Annotated in this window: 13 protein-coding genes and 1 pseudogene; 7 read left to right on the forward strand and 7 right to left on the reverse strand. The window is 60.2% G+C overall.

The window, feature by feature from the left end; translation table 11 throughout:
* The first annotated feature begins 34 nt into the window (after positions 1–34).
* The 5 genes from ACM6IV_RS01050 to ACM6IV_RS01070 all read left to right on the forward strand — a co-directional run bounded on the left by ACM6IV_RS01050 (position 35) and on the right by ACM6IV_RS01070 (position 5,473).
* Positions 35–928, forward strand: a complete 894-nt coding sequence (locus tag ACM6IV_RS01050; RefSeq protein ID WP_414868380.1) for an NAD-dependent epimerase/dehydratase family protein — start codon at positions 35–37, stop codon at positions 926–928.
* 340 nt (positions 929–1,268) lie between these two features.
* Positions 1,269–2,618, forward strand: a complete 1,350-nt coding sequence (locus tag ACM6IV_RS01055) for a GntP family permease (RefSeq protein ID WP_414868381.1) — start codon at positions 1,269–1,271, stop codon at positions 2,616–2,618.
* Positions 2,619–2,633: 15 nt separating this feature from the next.
* Positions 2,634–3,494 carry a MurR/RpiR family transcriptional regulator gene (locus tag ACM6IV_RS01060; RefSeq protein WP_414868382.1) on the forward strand — a complete coding sequence of 287 codons (861 nt, stop codon included), beginning with the start codon at positions 2,634–2,636 and terminating at the stop codon, positions 3,492–3,494.
* A 1-nt stretch (position 3,495) separates the two neighbouring features.
* Positions 3,496–4,953 carry a D-aminoacylase gene (locus tag ACM6IV_RS01065; RefSeq protein WP_414868383.1) on the forward strand — a complete coding sequence of 486 codons (1,458 nt, stop codon included), beginning with the start codon at positions 3,496–3,498 and terminating at the stop codon, positions 4,951–4,953.
* Between the two features lie 151 nt (positions 4,954–5,104).
* Positions 5,105–5,473: a glyoxalase superfamily protein gene (locus ACM6IV_RS01070; RefSeq protein WP_095051026.1), complete on the forward strand. Its 369-nt coding sequence runs from the start codon at positions 5,105–5,107 to the stop codon at positions 5,471–5,473.
* Positions 5,474–5,724: 251 nt separating this feature from the next.
* Here the strand turns inward: ACM6IV_RS01070 and ACM6IV_RS01075 are convergent, their stop codons facing one another.
* The 4 genes and pseudogenes from ACM6IV_RS01075 to ACM6IV_RS01090 all read right to left on the reverse strand — a co-directional run.
* Entirely contained in the window at positions 5,725–6,090 is a 366-nt protein-coding gene (locus ACM6IV_RS01075; RefSeq protein ID WP_414868384.1) for a DUF6124 family protein, read from the reverse strand.
* A 513-nt stretch (positions 6,091–6,603) separates the two neighbouring features.
* On the reverse strand, positions 6,604–7,620 hold the full coding sequence (locus ACM6IV_RS01080; protein WP_414868385.1) for an AraC family transcriptional regulator ligand-binding domain-containing protein: 1,017 nt from the start codon (positions 7,618–7,620) through the stop codon (positions 6,604–6,606).
* Between the two features lie 374 nt (positions 7,621–7,994).
* Positions 7,995–8,858 carry a methyl-accepting chemotaxis protein gene (locus ACM6IV_RS01085; protein ID WP_370593494.1) on the reverse strand — a complete coding sequence of 288 codons (864 nt, stop codon included), beginning with the start codon at positions 8,856–8,858 and terminating at the stop codon, positions 7,995–7,997.
* Positions 8,853–9,914 (reverse strand): annotated as a pseudogene (locus ACM6IV_RS01090) (methyl-accepting chemotaxis protein); the annotation flags it as partial. The pseudogene ACM6IV_RS01090 and the gene ACM6IV_RS01085, both read right to left, overlap by 6 nt.
* 247 nt (positions 9,915–10,161) lie before the next feature.
* Between ACM6IV_RS01090 and ACM6IV_RS01095 the strand changes: the two are divergent.
* The gene (locus ACM6IV_RS01095) at positions 10,162–10,833 is read left to right on the forward strand and encodes a histidine phosphatase family protein (protein ID WP_414868386.1); all 672 of its coding nucleotides are present in this window, start codon (positions 10,162–10,164) and stop codon (positions 10,831–10,833) included.
* 82 nt (positions 10,834–10,915) lie between these two features.
* Here the strand turns inward: ACM6IV_RS01095 and ACM6IV_RS01100 are convergent, their stop codons facing one another.
* The 3 genes from ACM6IV_RS01100 to ACM6IV_RS01110 all read right to left on the reverse strand — a co-directional run bounded on the left by ACM6IV_RS01100 (position 10,916) and on the right by ACM6IV_RS01110 (position 13,624).
* Positions 10,916–12,355, reverse strand: coding sequence for an ArnT family glycosyltransferase (locus ACM6IV_RS01100; protein ID WP_414868387.1), 1,440 nt, complete (start codon positions 12,353–12,355; stop codon positions 10,916–10,918).
* Between the two features lie 68 nt (positions 12,356–12,423).
* Complete coding sequence (gene rimJ / locus ACM6IV_RS01105; protein ID WP_414868388.1) at positions 12,424–13,011, reverse strand: ribosomal protein S5-alanine N-acetyltransferase; 588 nt, start codon at positions 13,009–13,011, stop codon at positions 12,424–12,426.
* A gap of 238 nt (positions 13,012–13,249) precedes the next feature.
* Positions 13,250–13,624: a DUF6124 family protein gene (locus ACM6IV_RS01110; RefSeq protein WP_414868389.1), complete on the reverse strand. Its 375-nt coding sequence runs from the start codon at positions 13,622–13,624 to the stop codon at positions 13,250–13,252.
* A 313-nt stretch (positions 13,625–13,937) separates the two neighbouring features.
* On the opposite strand from ACM6IV_RS01110, the gene ACM6IV_RS01115 reads away from it, so the two are divergent.
* Positions 13,938–14,978 carry an EamA family transporter gene (locus tag ACM6IV_RS01115; protein WP_414868390.1) on the forward strand — a complete coding sequence of 347 codons (1,041 nt, stop codon included), beginning with the start codon at positions 13,938–13,940 and terminating at the stop codon, positions 14,976–14,978.
* The last annotated feature ends 161 nt before the right edge of the window (positions 14,979–15,139 follow it).

Here is a 15,139-nt window from a genome sequence, read left to right on the forward strand (position 1 = left end):
CGTCCCATCACTTACTCACGCAGGGAGTTACTCCATGAACGTATTCGTCACCGGCGCTGCCGGTTTTATCGGCGGCTCGATTGCTACCGGTCTGGTTCAGGCCGGTCATAAAGTCACCGGTTTGGTGCGCAGCGCCGAACAGGCTGAAGAGCTGAAAGCCATCGGGATCACCCCGGTCATCGGCACTCTCGACGACAACACACTGCTCGCCGAACAGGCCCGTGCTGCCGATGCCGTGATCAATGCCGCCAGCAGCGACCATCGCGGCGCGGTTGAAGCGTTGCTCGATGCTTTGCGCGGTTCCAACAAAGTCTTCCTGCACACCAGCGGTTCGAGCATTGTCGGCGATGCGTCGGGCGGCAAATCCAGCGACGTCATCTACTACGAAGACAACCTGCCGGAACCGACCGTCGACAAAGCTGCGCGCGTGGCGATCGACAACCTGATCCTCGCGGCGGCGAAGGACGGCGTGAACTCGGCGGTGATCTGCAACACGCTGATCTACGGCCACAGCCTGGGCGTCAACCGCGACAGCGTGCAATTGCCGCGACTGCTCAAGCAGGCGCGTAAAAGCGGCGTGGTGCGCCATGTCGGCACAGGCCAGAACATCTGGTCCAACGTGCACATCGAAGACGTCGTCGCCCTGTATCTGCTGGCGCTGACCAGGAACGTGCCGGGTACTTTCTACTTCGTTGAAAGCGGCGAAGCGTCGTTCATCGACATGACCACGGCCATGGCCGAAGCGCTGAACCTGGGCCAACCGCAAGACTGGCCGTTGAAAGACGCCGAAGCCGAATGGGGCTACGAGATGGCCAACTACGGCCTCGGCTCCAACAGCCGCGTACGCGGCAAACACGCCCGCGAACTGCTGGGCTGGGCACCGAAACGCACGTCGGTGGTTGAATGGATTCGTAACCAAATGGTGTGAGTCGTCCACCAGCTCCCACAGGTTTTGCGCATTTCTGTCTGGAGGAATGCGATCAAAACTGTGGGAGCGAGCTTGCTCGCGAAAGCGGTGGATCAGTCGGCAGAGATGTTGGATGTGAAGCCGTTTTCGCGAGCAAGCTCGCTCCCACAGGGTTTTGCGTTGTATGCATAAGTATGTAAATCCCGCCCCGTGATTTTCATTAATCACGACAAGACGTATCCGTCAGCGACACATCTTGCCTCTCAACGAAAATTACTTTCATGCGGTTTGAAATCTCGATCTCGAAATGATTTATGAGTTTCACAACCCATTCGAACGTGACCCTTTCGAGGAGTACCGCATGACGCCTTCCTTCGGCTATTGGCTGCTGGTCTATGCCGCCGTTGCCATCATTGCGTTGATCGTGTTGATCGCCCGTTACCGGCTCAATCCGTTCATTGTCATCACCCTGATTTCCATCGGCCTGGCACTGGTGGCCGGGATGCCGCCGTCGGGCGTGGTGGGGGCGTATGAGGCCGGGGTGGGCAAGACGCTGGGGCATATTGCGCTGGTGGTGGCGCTGGGGACGATGCTCGGCAAGATGATGGCCGAGTCCGGTGGCGCCGAGCAGATGGCGCGCACGCTGATCGACAAGTTCGGCGAGAACAACGCGCATTGGGCGATGGTCTGCATCGCGTTTCTGGTCGGCTTGCCGCTGTTCTTCGAAGTCGGTTTTGTACTGTTGGTGCCGATCGCTTTCACCGTGGCACGGCGCGTCGGCGTGTCGATTCTGATGGTCGGTTTGCCAATGGTCGCCGGCCTGTCGGTGGTGCATGCGCTGGTGCCGCCGCACCCGGCGGCGATGCTCGCGGTGCAGGCCTATCAGGCCTCGGTGGGGCAGACCTTGCTTTATGCGATCGCCATCGGCATTCCGACCGCGATCATTGCTGGGCCGCTGTATGCCAAATTCATCGTGCCGCGCATTCAGTTGCCGGCGGATAACCCGCTGGAAAAACAATTTCTCGAGCGCGAACCGCGCGACAAACTGCCGGGGTTCGGCATTACCATGGCGACCATTCTGTTACCGGTTGTGCTGATGCTGATCGGCGGTTGGGCCAACCTGATTTCCACGCCGGGCAGCGGCTTCAACCAGTTTCTGTTGTTCATTGGCAACTCAGTGATTGCCTTGCTGCTGGCGACCTTGCTGAGTTTCTGGACGCTCGGCATCGCCCAGGGTTTCAACCGTGAATCGATACTGAAATTCACCAACGAATGCCTGGCGCCGACCGCCAGCATCACGTTGCTGGTCGGCGCTGGCGGTGGTCTCAACCGCATTCTGGTCGACGCAGGTGTCACCGATCAGATCGTCGGTCTGGCCCATGAATTCCACCTGTCACCGCTGCTCATGGGCTGGCTGTTCGCTGCGTTGATGCGCATCGCCACCGGCTCCGCGACCGTGGCCATGACCACTGCGTCCGGCGTGGTCGCGCCAGTGGCCATTGGTCTGGGTTATCCACACCCTGAGCTGCTAGTGCTGGCGACCGGCGCTGGCTCGGTTATCTTTTCCCACGTCAACGACGGCGGCTTCTGGTTGATCAAGGAATACTTCAACATGACGGTCGCGCAGACGTTCAAGACCTGGACCGTGCTCGAGACGCTGATCTCGGTAGTCGCGTTCGGTCTGACCGTCGGCCTTTCTTACCTGCTGTAACCGGAGCCCGCCGACATGGACATCCTTTATCAGATCCGCTCCCGCCAGGATTCCTTCAGCGCCGGCGAGGGCCGCATCGCCCGGCTGATGCTCGACGACGTCGGTTTTGCCGCCAGCGCCAGCCTCGAAGACCTCGCGCAACGCGCCGAAGTCAGCACCGCCACGCTGTCGCGTTTTGCCCGCACGGTGGGCTGTCGCGACCTGCGTGATCTGCGCCTGCAACTGGCCCAGGCCAGCGGCGTTGGCAGCCGCTTTCTCGACCCGGCGGGCACGCCTGAGCAATCGGCGTTCTACGGGCAGATCGTCGGCGATATCGAAACCACGCTGCGTCAGCACCTGGCCGGATTCGACGAATCACGTTTTGCCGACGCGGTGAAAATGCTCGGCCAGGCGCGGATGATTCACGCGTTCGGCATGGGCGGTTGCTCGACCCTGTGCAGCGACGAATTGCAGGTACGCCTGGTGCGCCTCGGTTATCCGATTGCGGTGTGTCACGACGCGGTGATGATGCGCGTCACCGCCGCCAGCCTGAACGCCGAACACGTGGTCATTGTCTGTTCGCTGACCGGCATCACCCCGGAATTGCTCGAGACCGTCGAACTGGCGCGCAACTACGGCGCGCGCATTCTGGCGATCACCCGCGCCGATTCACCCTTGGCAGAACTGGCAGACATCGTCTTGCCGCTGCAAGGCGCGGAAACCTCGTTCATCTACAAACCGACGGCGGCGCGCTACGGCATGCTGCTCGCCATCGACGTGCTCGCCACCGAACTGGCGCTGGCCAATCCTGAAGACAATCAAGAACGTCTGCGGCGGATCAAACTCGCCCTCGACGAATACCGTGGCGGCGACGATCACCTGCCGCTGGGAGACTGACATGCTCTACGACACTCTGATTCGCAATGCCCTAGTCATTGATGGCAGCAACGTGCCCGGTTACACGGCCGATGTGGCGATTCGAGCGGGCCGCATCGAGCGTATTGGCGACTTGCATGGCATCAGCGCCACCGAGGAAATCGACGCCGCCGGCCGCGTGCTGGCGCCGGGTTTCATCGACGTGCACACTCACGACGACACCGTGGTCATTCGCCAACCGGAGATGCTGCCAAAACTCAGCCAGGGCGTGACCACGGTAATTGTCGGCAACTGCGGAATCAGCGCTTCGCCGGTGACATTGAAGGGCAATCCGCCGGATCCGATGAACCTGCTCGGCACCGCGGCGGCATTCGTTTACCCACGTTTCAGCGATTACCGCGCGGCGGTCGAAGCGGCCAACACCACGTTGAACGTCGCAGCACTGGTGGGTCATACGGCGTTGCGCAGCAATCACCTCGATGACCTGTTCCGCACCGCGACGCCGGACGAAATCGCCGCGATGCGTACGCAACTGCGCGAAAGCCTTGAACACGGCGCATTGGGTTTATCCACAGGCCTGGCGTATGCGAGCGCCTTCAACGCCTCCACCGATGAAGTGAAGCAACTCACCGAAGAACTGACCGGGTTCGGCGCGGTGTACACCACGCACCTGCGCAGTGAATTCGAACCGGTGCTGGAGGCGATGGATGAAGCGTTCAGCATCGGCCGTCACTCACGTTCGCCGGTGATTATTTCCCACCTCAAATGTGCCGGTGTCGGCAACTGGGGGCGCAGTCCGCAGCTGCTCGCGTCGCTGGAGGAAGCGGCGAAAACCCAGCACGTCGGCTGCGACTGCTATCCCTATGCGGCGAGTTCTTCGACGCTGGATCTCAAGCAAGTCACCGACGCCCACTGCATTACCATCACCTGGTCGACGCCGCACCCGGAAGTCAGCGGTCGCGACCTCATTGATATCGCCGCCGAATGGAATCTGCCGCTGCTCGATGCCGCGAAACGCCTACAACCGGCAGGCGCGGTGTACTACGGCATGGACGAGGCGGATGTACGAAGAATCCTCGCCCATCCGTTATCAATGGTCGGGTCTGACGGACTGCCGGAAGACCCGTTCCCGCATCCGCGTCTGTGGGGTGCTTTCCCACGAGTGCTCGGACATTTCAGTCGCGACGTCGGGCTGTTTCCGCTGCATACCGCTGTGCACAAGATGACCGGTCTGTCGGCAGCGCGATTTGGTTTGAAGGAACGCGGCGAAATTCGTGAAGGCTACTGGGCGGATCTGGTGTTGTTCGATCCGGCGACGGTGCGAGATGTGGCGGACTTCAATGATCCGCAACGTGCCGCACAGGGTATCGACGGCGTGTGGATCAACGGTGTTTTGAGCTATTGCGATGGGCAGGCGAATGGGCGCAGGGAAGGGCGATTCCTCGCGCGGGAAGGAGATTTGCGCAAAGGTTTCAAGTGACCACGAAGCCCCTGTAGGAGCTGCCGAAGGCCGCGATCTTTTGAACTGTGTCGCATAGTGGCACTGTGAGATTAAAGAAAGCCATCAACAGGCCGAATTGCTGACATCCACCCCGTCTACACTGTGGGGCCAATCAGTCAGGGAGCACCCCATGAGCTTCGGCAAAACCACCCCGATCCTGCGGATCTTCGATGAAGCCAAAGCTGTCGAGTTCTACGTCGATTTTCTCGGTTTCAAGATCGACTGGCAGCATCGCTTCGAGGCGAATTTTCCGTTGTATCTGCAGGTGTCGCGGGGCGAGTGTGTGCTGCATCTGTCCGAGCATCATGGCGATGCGACGCCGGGTTCGGCGCTGCGCATCGAGACCGATGAGCTGGAGGCGTTTCAGCAGCAGTTGGTGGCCAAGGATTACAAGTTTTCGCACCCGGGTATTCAGGCGATGCCTTGGGGCAGTCAGGACATGACGATCGTCGATCCGTTTGGCAATCGGCTGGTGTTTACCAACGCGATTTGTCTCTGAAGCGAAAAGCCCCTCACCCTAGCCCTCTCCCGGAGGGAGAGGGGACTGACCCGGGGATGCTTGAGAGATACACCGACCTGAACCTGCTCGGTCGAATCCATAGTCGACTCGATCATTCAGGTCGATGTATAGCGTCAGCCACCTCGGTCGGCCCCCTCTCCCTTGGGAGAGGGCTGGGGTGAGGGGAAATGGCACACCGCAAAGAGAAGCCCGCCACCTAACCATCACAGTTGGAGTCGCGGGCTTTTTCGTTACTCGGTCGGCACGAATTTATCCAGTACCTGATTAACCGCCATCTCCGCCACCATCACCACTTGCGCGATGCCTTGCAGGGTCTTGCGATGCGGGCCTTCGAGCACGGCGGCGAAGTCGTTGAGCATCACCGAGGCCGAGCCCAGGGTTTCGCAGGCGTCGACCAGCAGGGGTTCGGTCGCCGATGCCGGGTTGGCCATGTAGAGGCGGTTGGGTTGGTAAGGCGTGGCCATGATCTGCGCGGTGGGTGGGGCGAGATAGTGGTCGAGGGCGCGCTCGGCGGCTTCGTGGAATTTCTTCGAATCGGCGGATTCGTAGGGGGAGGCCGGGTCGGTGACCGGCGGGTTTGGCGTTACTTTGAACATTAGCTGTGTTCCCTTCATTGAGCGCCAACCCTTTGCTACTAAACGAAGGGGTGGCAGCTGTACGCAGGTTAGTAGACCGGGGAACTCAGCTTAAGCCGGCGCGCCGAAGCGCCCTACATACAGCCACCATCAAGCTCAGGTAGGAACACCTGTGATGAATGCACGACCAGCAGAATTACCACGGGCTACTAAACCCGATCACTGGGAATCAGTGACCGAATCAAGTTACGCAGCCTGCTCAGGGCGCACAAGCCGGCGGATTCTGGCGCAGGCGTAGGCAGCGGCGCAAGGATTTGTGGGGTGTTTCCCGTAACGCTGAGTGTCCTTAAACACCTTTGGTTAGCGGTGTTTAGTGTGCGATGAAACAGGCGATTTATCTGTCGGACTGAGGTGCTGTGACTGACGTCTTCGCGAGCAGGCTCGCTCCCACATTGGGTCGGCGGTGAACATCAACTTTGTGAACAACGGAGATCAACTGTGGGAGCGAGCCTGCTCGCGAATAGGCCCGAACAATCACCCACGATGCCTCTGCCGAAACTCCCCCGGCGGCATCCCTCGCCGAGCCTTGAAAGCGCGATGAAACGACCTCGGTTCGGTAAACCCCAGATACTGCGCAATGTCCTGAATCGGCAGCGTGCTGTTGAGCAAATAATGCTCAGCCAGCTCCTGACGCAAATCATCGAGAATCTGCTGATACGACGTTCCCGCCTGCTGTAACTGACGCTGCAACGTCCGCACCGACACCGCGAGCCGTTCGGCCACTTGCTCCTTGCGCGGCAGCCCCTCCTTGAGCAACTGACGCAGGATGCTTTTGACCCGCTGCTCCAGCGATGCATCCTCCAGTGTCGCCATCAGGCCCATTGCGTGTTCTTCCAGCGTGCGCAGCAGTTGCGCATCGGCCTGGCGTAACGGCAACTGCAGATACGCCAGCGGCACGATCAACGCCGAATAAGGCTGATCGAACAAAACCGGACAATTGAAGAACTGCTCGTACTGCGCCAACGTGGTGTCCGCCGGGCGCGAATGTTCCAGCCAGACAGCGGCGGGCGAGAGCTGTGTATCGGCAATCCAGCGCGCATAGTGCAGCCACGAACCGAGTACGTTTTCCACCAAATGCCGACGAATCCGCGGGCGCTGATAACGGCAGGTCCAGATCAGGTGCACCTGGCCGTCCAGCACTTCGGCGCGGCTGACGCCCATGTCTCCGACCAGTTTTTCGAACGGCATGATCCGGCTCATGGCATCACCCAGCGTCGCGCAATTCATGGTGATGTAACCGAGCACACTCCACGAATTGGGCAGGACGAAAGTCGCCGCATTGAGCCCGAACAACGGATCGCCCGAGTGCTCGCAGAAATAATCCAGCAGCTTTTCATGGGCCTCACCCGGCAACCGCAGGGTGTTGTCACTCAACTGCTGCGCCTGCAAACCCGCCGCCGCCAACGCCGGCTCGATGGCCATGCCCAGTTGTTCGGCGTGTCGCAGGTACTTGAGCAGGGGCGGAACCGAGGTGAAGCCGAGCGATTGCATGATCCCTTCCTCTGATCGACGGCCGCGTGGGCGGATGAAGGCCTGAAAGGTAATTTGAAAAGGCGGCTAAAGTAAATCGCTGACGCTTGCGCGACGCATGACTGTGGATGCAGTTGACGAGCACGCTTGAGTACCTTCAAATCCACGGCGGTTGGGGGAGTCGGATCCATGAACGGTTTAGTTGCGCTGGCGGAGCTGATCTGGATTTGCCTTCGCGCGAAATGACCAAACATCAGTAGTGCTTGTCAGAACGTAATCGCGGGCAAGCCCGCTCCCACAGTTAACGAGTCGAACACACCCTCTGTGAACGACGCAAAAACCTGTGGGAGCGGGCTTGCCCGCGAATCGATCTTTAATTTACCGCAGGGTGAAGGTCAAACGCGGAAGTGGCTGACCATCTGCTGCAACTGGCCACCCAGACGCGCCAGTTCAACGCTCGACGCGGCGGTCTCATCACTCGCTGCTGCGGTCTGTTCCGAGACGTCGCGCACGTTGATGATGCTGCGGCTGATCTCTTCGGCCACGGCGCTCTGCTGTTCGGCAGCGGCGGCGATTTGCTGGTTCATCGACTGGATGTTCGACACCGTGCGGGTGATGTTTTCCAGGGATGCGCCGGCCTTGCGGGTCAGGGCCACACTGCTGTCGGTCAGGGCGCGGCTGTTGTTCATCACGGCCGAGACTTGCTGGGTGCCGTTCTGCAGACCGGCGACCAGGCCTTCAATTTCTTCGGTGGATTTCTGTGTGCGCTGAGCCAGACCACGCACTTCATCGGCGACCACGGCAAAGCCACGACCGGCCTCACCGGCACGTGCCGCTTCGATCGCCGCGTTGAGGGCCAGCAGGTTGGTCTGTTCGGCCACGGCTTTGATCACGTCCATGACGCTGCCGATCTTGTCGCTTTCCTGTTGCAGCACGCTCATGGCTTCGGTCGAGCGCACCACTTCGCTGGCCAGACGCTCGATCTGGGCGATGGCTTCGTTGACCACTTTGTCGCCTTCACGGGCTTCGCCGTCAGCGGCCGCGGCGGCTTGCGAAGCTTCTTCGGCGTTGCGCGCGACTTCCTGCACGGTGGCGGTCATCTCGTGCATCGCGGTGGCGACCTGATCGGTCTCGACCTTCTGACTGTTCACACCGGCGCTGGTCTGCTCGGTTACGGCCGACAGCTCTTCGGCGGCGCTGGCGATCTGGGTGACGCCGTCGCGGATGCCGCTGATCAAGTCGCGCAAGGTCACGCCCATACGCGCGATGCCTTGTTGCAGCACGCCGAGTTCGTCGCGGCGGGTAACGGTGACGTTCTGGGTCAGGTCGCCGCTGGCGATGCGCTCGACCACGGCCAGGGTTTCCTGCAGCGGACGGGTGATCTGACGGGTGATGATCACCGCAGCAATCACGCCAACCAGCAGGGCAAGCAGGGTGCTGATCAGCTGGAAGGTACGCGCCTGGGCGCTTTCCGCGTCACGGCGATCGAGCTGGATCTGATACAGCTGCTCGCTCAGGGCGACGATAGTGGTGCCCTGGTCGGTCATTTCCTTACGCGCCTGCACGGCATCGGTGTTGGCATTCTTGTACGCCATCAGCGCACCGCGGTAGCTGGTCAACGCGGATTCCAATTGGCGCAAGACATCCTGTTGAGTCGCCGCAAATTGCGCATTCAATGACTTGAGGCTGGCGATGGCCGCGTCGATCTGGCCGACGGCTTTCTGTTCGGTTTCGGCGTTGGTGGTGGCGGTGTAGCCGCGCACTTCGTAACGCGCGAGGATGAACGCTTCCTTGGCGGCGGTGATTGCCTGGAACTGCTCGAAACGCTGTTCGCTCATGTCCATCTGCTGCACGCGTTTGCTGATCGATTCGATCAGGTTGTACGCGGTCTCGGCGTTGGCGCTCATGGTGTCGCGCGCGCTGTTGCCGGTGCGATAGGCGTTGCGCATTTTGTTCAGCGACGTCTGGTACTCAGCGATGGTCGCGGCCTGCTCCTTGAGCAGTTTGACGTTTTCCGGGCTCTTGAAGCTGTTGATCAGCTTCTGCTGTTGCGCGGCGAAGCTTTCAAGGGTGGTCTGCACATTCTGCGCGGCGGTTTCATCGCCGTTGGTCAGCATGTATTGCAGGCGCACCACGCGCAATTTGGTCAGGCCGGCATTGAGCTGGGTGATGTCGCTCATCCAGTTGCTGCGGTCGATCAGGCCACCGAGGCTGGTCCAGCCTGTCAGGGCCAGCACGCAGGTCAGGGCCAGCACGAGGCCGAAGCCCAGGCCCAATTTCATGTTCACGCTGATGTTGCCGAACCAGCTATTCATCACAATTCCTCCAGAAACGTTGGGTTTCTTGTCGTCGGTTAGGCTGGAAGATTGTTGTTTTTTTGAGCCAGCAAGGGTGTTAGCAGGTTTGTATCGGCCGCATTTCCCAGAGCTGAAAGGATTTTGTCCTACGGAATTTGTAATCGCGGATCCCAAGACTTTTTTCACATGGGTTTCACCGGCTGCCCACGCGTAACTCTGTACCTTCGCCGCATCGAATGTGATGCAAAGTGGCGAGGCGGTTTTTGTGGAGTTGAGACTGAGTCTGTTCGGCGCCAAGCGCTCGATTGATCTGAGCGCTCTGGCGCGTTTTCGCAACACCTGGGTGGTGCTGGCAGCATCGATATTGGTGATTCCCCTGACTCTGTGGTTGCTGGCGCCGACAGCGGTGCCGGACCTGGCCCACGGCAATGTCGCCGGTGCGCAAGCGTTGGCGGCGGGGTGGGCGAGGGGCGAGATGATCGTGCTGGTGCGTCATGTTGAGCGTTGCGATCACTCAAGGGCTGCGTGCCTGAGTGGAAACGACGGCATCACCGATCGCTCGCGCAGTGTCGCGGTGGCGGTCGGTGCGCGCTTCGAGCAACTGGGCCTGAACAACGCCGACATCTATAACAGCCCGTCGATGCGCACAGTTCAAACCGCCGGTTACATGTTCAACCATGCCAGCAGTGGCGAAGACTGGTTGATCAACTGCCGGGGGCGCATGTTGCAGGATGCGCTGGCCCACAAAATCCCGGGGCGCAACCTGATTCTGGTGACCCACAGCGAGTGCATGGCACAAATCGAGAAAGACCTCGACGTACCGACTTCAAACACGGGTTACGGCTCGTCGTTGTTCGTCTCCGCTGCCGTCCCGGCGGCTCCAAAGACGCTTGGCTTTATCGAAGCTTCCGACTGGCGCAGGGTGAGCAGCCGATGAAATCGCGTTTCTACGGGCCGGAATCTTCGTCTGGCTGGCCTGTTTGCTGACGGCGTTGGCCTTCCACTATTGCGCGCCCGATTCAGTAGCTGGTGAAGTAATACGCCTGCCGCCCGACCCTCAAGGTTTTCAGCACTTTAAGCGGAGCGACGGGAGCGCTGTCGCCGGCCATCACCACGACGTGGGCTGGTGAAGCGGCGAGGAAGTCCCGTAACTGCGCGTCGGTATCCAAGCCTTTGAGCACTTGCCGGGTATAGAAGACCGTGGCGCCACCGACCCGCTCGTTGGCCTGAAACAGCGCGACTTGATGGCCAGCGGTTTGCAACTTCTGAATCTCGGTGCTCAACGGCAGGAACGAAAGATTTTTGTCGGCATGAGGCAGTGCCCACTGCGCAGCGGCGAGATAACTGCCGATCACTAGCGTGAGTACGCCGACTGCAAGAGTCTGACGCTGCCGGGCGATTCGGCCTACGAATGGATTGTCGGATTCGTACTGCTTAAATCGCTCGAACAGCACGCCCGCATACTCTGCCGCGATCACCGCTGCGGCCGGTGTCATCGACATCAGGTACACCGTGCGTTTGCTCGACGCCAACGTCAGCATGAGGAGCTGCGCCACGAGCCACAGGCTGAAAAACAGCAGGTAACGGTTGGCCTTCAATTGTTTGCGGAAATGCCAGAGCCCCAGATACACCAGAATGTTCCACGGCAGAAAAGCTTCCGGCAGCTTGGCCAGGTAGTAATAAAACGGTTCGTAGTGTCCGGCCTCGACGAACGATCCGCTGAAGCGTCCTACGCTGTTGGTCAGCAGCACCTCTTTAACGGCCTGTGCGCCGCCATGCTGGAAGAGAATGACGAGCCAGATCAGCAGCGGGATCAAACCGATCATGGTGAGTAAACCGGGGCGCAACCAGTCAGCGAATTTCAGGCGCTTGTCCATCAGGTTGTCAGCCAACAGGTAAGCAAAAATCACCACCCCCGGCATGGCCAGCCCCAGTACACCTTTGCTCAACGTGGCGATGGCGATGCCGACGACAAACAACAGCGAGTTGCCCGGCGTAGAGGCCCGCTGCGCCTGGAAAAAGGCGAGCAGCGCCGTGGTCACTCCGAGTGCGAGCAGCGCATCCTCGCCGACGCCGCGCACGTTGCTCCAGTAACTGGCCATGGTCGCGAGCAGAATGCCTGCGGTCCAGGCAATCATTTTCGGCCGTTCGAAGCGCCGCAACATGCCGTACAGCAGCATCACGCTGAGCAAGCCTGCCACCGCCGACGCCAGGCGCACGGCCCACGGTGAAACGCCAAACACGCGCATGGCGCCAGCATCCAGCCACAGGCTCAACGGTGGTTTTTCCAGAAGCGGTTCGCCGAACAGGCGCGGCGTCACCCAGTCGTCATCCAGGTGCATCTCCATGGCGATCCCGGCGACGCGGGCCTCGGTGGAGCCTTGCAATTGATGCCCGCCCAGCGCGAAGAAAAACAGCAGGGTGGCCAGCAGAAACAGCGAAGTGACGGCACGCGACATGGGCTTCAGGCAACCGGAAGGGGCGGGAGGCCTGAGCATACGTCGGCAATCCTGAACAAATCGTGAAGCTAGGCCAGTTGTCGTGACCAGCGCTTGTCCGGGGTTTCGAACAGCGGATTGACCAGCGCTGTCAGCACATGATCCTGCCAGCGCCCGGCGATGTTCAGGTACGCCTTGGCGTAACCCTCACGTTCGAAGCCCAGGCGCTCCAGCAAACGTGCACTGCGCTCGTTAGTGGGAATGTAGTTGGCCATGATCCGGTGCAGGTTCTGGGTGTCGAACATGTAGCCGATGCCAGCCTCCAGCGCCTCCTGCATCAGGCCCTGTCCCTGCCGGGCCTCGTCGATGTGATAACCCAGATAACACGCCTGAAAGGCGCCGCGAATAATCCCGCTGAAGTTGCACGCGCCGATCATCTGCCGGCCATCCGGGGTCAACAGCGCGAAATGCATGGCCAGCCCGGCCTCGAATGCGCTGCCCTGGATGTCGAGGCGCCGACGAATCTGCTCGGTGGAAAAGTATTCGGTCGTGCGGATCGGTGACCACGGCGCGAGGTGGCGCTGGTTGCGTTGGTAAAACTCGCTTTCAAGGTCGGCCTGATCCGGAGCGAGTATCGCCAGCGTCAGGCGTTGGCAGGGCAGGGTCAACAGCGGCATCGGGCGCTCCGGAATGGGGAATCTTCCGGAAGAGTCGCGCAATCCGCCGGGTTACGGCAAGTCACGGCGGAGCAGGGACTTTGTTTCAGGCAAAAAAAAGCCCGCAGGAGCGCGGGCGAACCGTAGTTTCTTGAATGAGCGAGCGGACTGTACAAGGGTTGGCCGCGCCGCTGCAGTGAAGAAAAATTCATCTCGATGGGCGGCTCCGACGCGCAACCGAGCGCCGGTCCTTCGCCCGTCAATGGCGGGTTTCAGGTCCGGTGGAAGTCTTTGGGCCCTGCGGATCAAGATTGTCCCGTGCCCGGCAGACCAGAATCTCGGCCAGTGCGGTGAGTTGCCTCATTGCCACCGCTACATGGCGTTTCGAGCCGTCGAACTCGTCGGCAAAGTTTGCGCTGATGGCGGTAAGGGATTCGAGGATTTCGCTGGCGTGGGTGAGCAGGGTCAGAGTGTCGACATCGTCGCGCACTCTGATGAGCTGGTTGAGAGGGATGCTCCGCCGCCGGTTTTGCGCTTCGCTGCGTGCGGTAGTGTTCAATTGGGATTGAATGCTGGACGTTGGCGCATCGGAAGGTGCCGGGCCAACCAGCGAAAGGCGGGTGATTTTCTTCATGACGTAGCTCCGTGGAGTGAACATTCCCTGCAATTGCGGCTGCCAACCGTCCGCTGGATGGCAGTGGTCGTGGAGGGTAACGCCCTGAGGAAGTGTCCACCAGTTCATCAAAGTCGACGCGTGTTGCAGGAATTTTCCTAGGACGGTCGATGTGGGAAGTAGGGCGCGGCGACAAAAGCAAACGCCAGTCGCATGTTCACGGATAGTCATTTCAAGGTATGTGGTCAGCGGGCGGAACTGTTCACATAATGCTCACCTGAGTTCTGCCATGATTGTCGCTGGTATTTCATCGGCCCTCGCGAGTGATCCCGTCATGAATGTGAGCGTTCTCTACGCTTTGGTTGCGGCAGCGTTGTTCGGCGCGAGTACGCCACTCGCCAAGCTCTTGGGCGTACAGATTTCGCCGATTCTATTGGCCGGGTTGCTTTATCTGGGCAGCGGTCTGGGTTTGACCGTCCTGCGTTTTGCCCGCGATCGAGGCTGGCAGCGTTCCGGACTCGGCACCGGCGAATGGCCGTGGCTGGTCGGAGCCATCGGCTTCGGCGGTGTGCTGGCGCCGGTGGCGTTGATGTTCGGTTTGACCAGAACGTCCGGCGCAAGCGCGTCACTGATGCTCAATCTGGAATCCGTGCTCACGGCACTGCTGGCATGGCTCGTGTTCAAGGAAAATGCCGACCGGCGAATCGTGATCGGCATGCTCTCCATCGTGGCCGGCGGCGTCGTGTTGGCCTGGCCACAAGAGACCATGTCGGCGCAAGACTGGACAGGACCGCTGGCCGTCGCCTTCGCCTGCTTTTGCTGGGCCATCGACAACAACCTGACGCGTAAGGTGTCTGCCTCGGATGCATTGTTCATCGCGGGCAGCAAAGGTCTTGTGGCGGGAGTGGTCAACTGCGGCCTCGCCTTGCTCATCGGCAAACAACTGCCCGCAGCCACCTCACTGGTGCCCATCCTGCTGGTCGGGTTTCTCGGTTACGGCGTCAGCCTGGTGATGTTCGTCCTCGCCCTGCGCGGACTGGGCAGTGCACGCACCGGCGCGTACTTTTCCACCGCGCCATTTCTGGGCGCCGCTATCGCGATTCTGCTGCTGGGCGAGTCGATATCGCTGATGTTCCTGCTTGCTGCGGCGTTAATGGCCGTGGGGGTATGGATTCACCTGATGGAAAACCATACTCATGAGCATCAGCACGAACGGCTCGAGCACGATCATCGTCATACACATGACGAGCATCACCAGCATACGCACGGGTTTGAATGGGATGGGACGGAGCCGCATAGTCATCCGCATGTGCATACGCCGATGTGTCACCGGCATGCGCATTTTCCGGATGTGCATCATCGGCATGGGCATTGAGGTGTGTGGGGAGGGATTGTTTTTTGGCGGTAGGGACTGGATGGGACGGCCAGATGCGACAAAGCCCGCACTTGGCGGGCTTTGTCGTGGAGAGTTGGTCGCCGGGGTAATCTGAACGGAACTGATAACGCTATGATTTATAAATGTATTTTCGGTTTTGA

This window comes from Pseudomonas sp. IT-347P, assembly GCF_949768005.1.
GTDB lineage: Bacteria > Pseudomonadota > Gammaproteobacteria > Pseudomonadales > Pseudomonadaceae > Aquipseudomonas.

What these genes read in the sequence shown, in the direction of transcription:
- ACM6IV_RS01085 (WP_370593494.1), bottom strand. Translation starts at nt 8,858, where the DNA reads ATGGGCGTGACCTTGCGCGACTTGATCAGCGGCATCCGCGACGGCGTC.
- ACM6IV_RS01115 (WP_414868390.1), top strand. Translation starts at nt 13,938, where the DNA reads ATGAATGTGAGCGTTCTCTACGCTTTGGTTGCGGCAGCGTTGTTCGGC.
- ACM6IV_RS01110 (WP_414868389.1), bottom strand. Translation starts at nt 13,624, where the DNA reads ATGAAGAAAATCACCCGCCTTTCGCTGGTTGGCCCGGCACCTTCCGAT.
- ACM6IV_RS01060 (WP_414868382.1), top strand. Translation starts at nt 2,634, where the DNA reads ATGGACATCCTTTATCAGATCCGCTCCCGCCAGGATTCCTTCAGCGCC.
- ACM6IV_RS01070 (WP_095051026.1), top strand. Translation starts at nt 5,105, where the DNA reads ATGAGCTTCGGCAAAACCACCCCGATCCTGCGGATCTTCGATGAAGCC.
- ACM6IV_RS01050 (WP_414868380.1), top strand. Translation starts at nt 35, where the DNA reads ATGAACGTATTCGTCACCGGCGCTGCCGGTTTTATCGGCGGCTCGATT.
- ACM6IV_RS01100 (WP_414868387.1), bottom strand. Translation starts at nt 12,355, where the DNA reads ATGTCGCGTGCCGTCACTTCGCTGTTTCTGCTGGCCACCCTGCTGTTT.
- ACM6IV_RS01080 (WP_414868385.1), bottom strand. Translation starts at nt 7,620, where the DNA reads ATGCAATCGCTCGGCTTCACCTCGGTTCCGCCCCTGCTCAAGTACCTG.
- ACM6IV_RS01055 (WP_414868381.1), top strand. Translation starts at nt 1,269, where the DNA reads ATGACGCCTTCCTTCGGCTATTGGCTGCTGGTCTATGCCGCCGTTGCC.
- rimJ (WP_414868388.1), bottom strand. Translation starts at nt 13,011, where the DNA reads ATGCCGCTGTTGACCCTGCCCTGCCAACGCCTGACGCTGGCGATACTC.
- ACM6IV_RS01075 (WP_414868384.1), bottom strand. Translation starts at nt 6,090, where the DNA reads ATGTTCAAAGTAACGCCAAACCCGCCGGTCACCGACCCGGCCTCCCCC.
- ACM6IV_RS01065 (WP_414868383.1), top strand. Translation starts at nt 3,496, where the DNA reads ATGCTCTACGACACTCTGATTCGCAATGCCCTAGTCATTGATGGCAGC.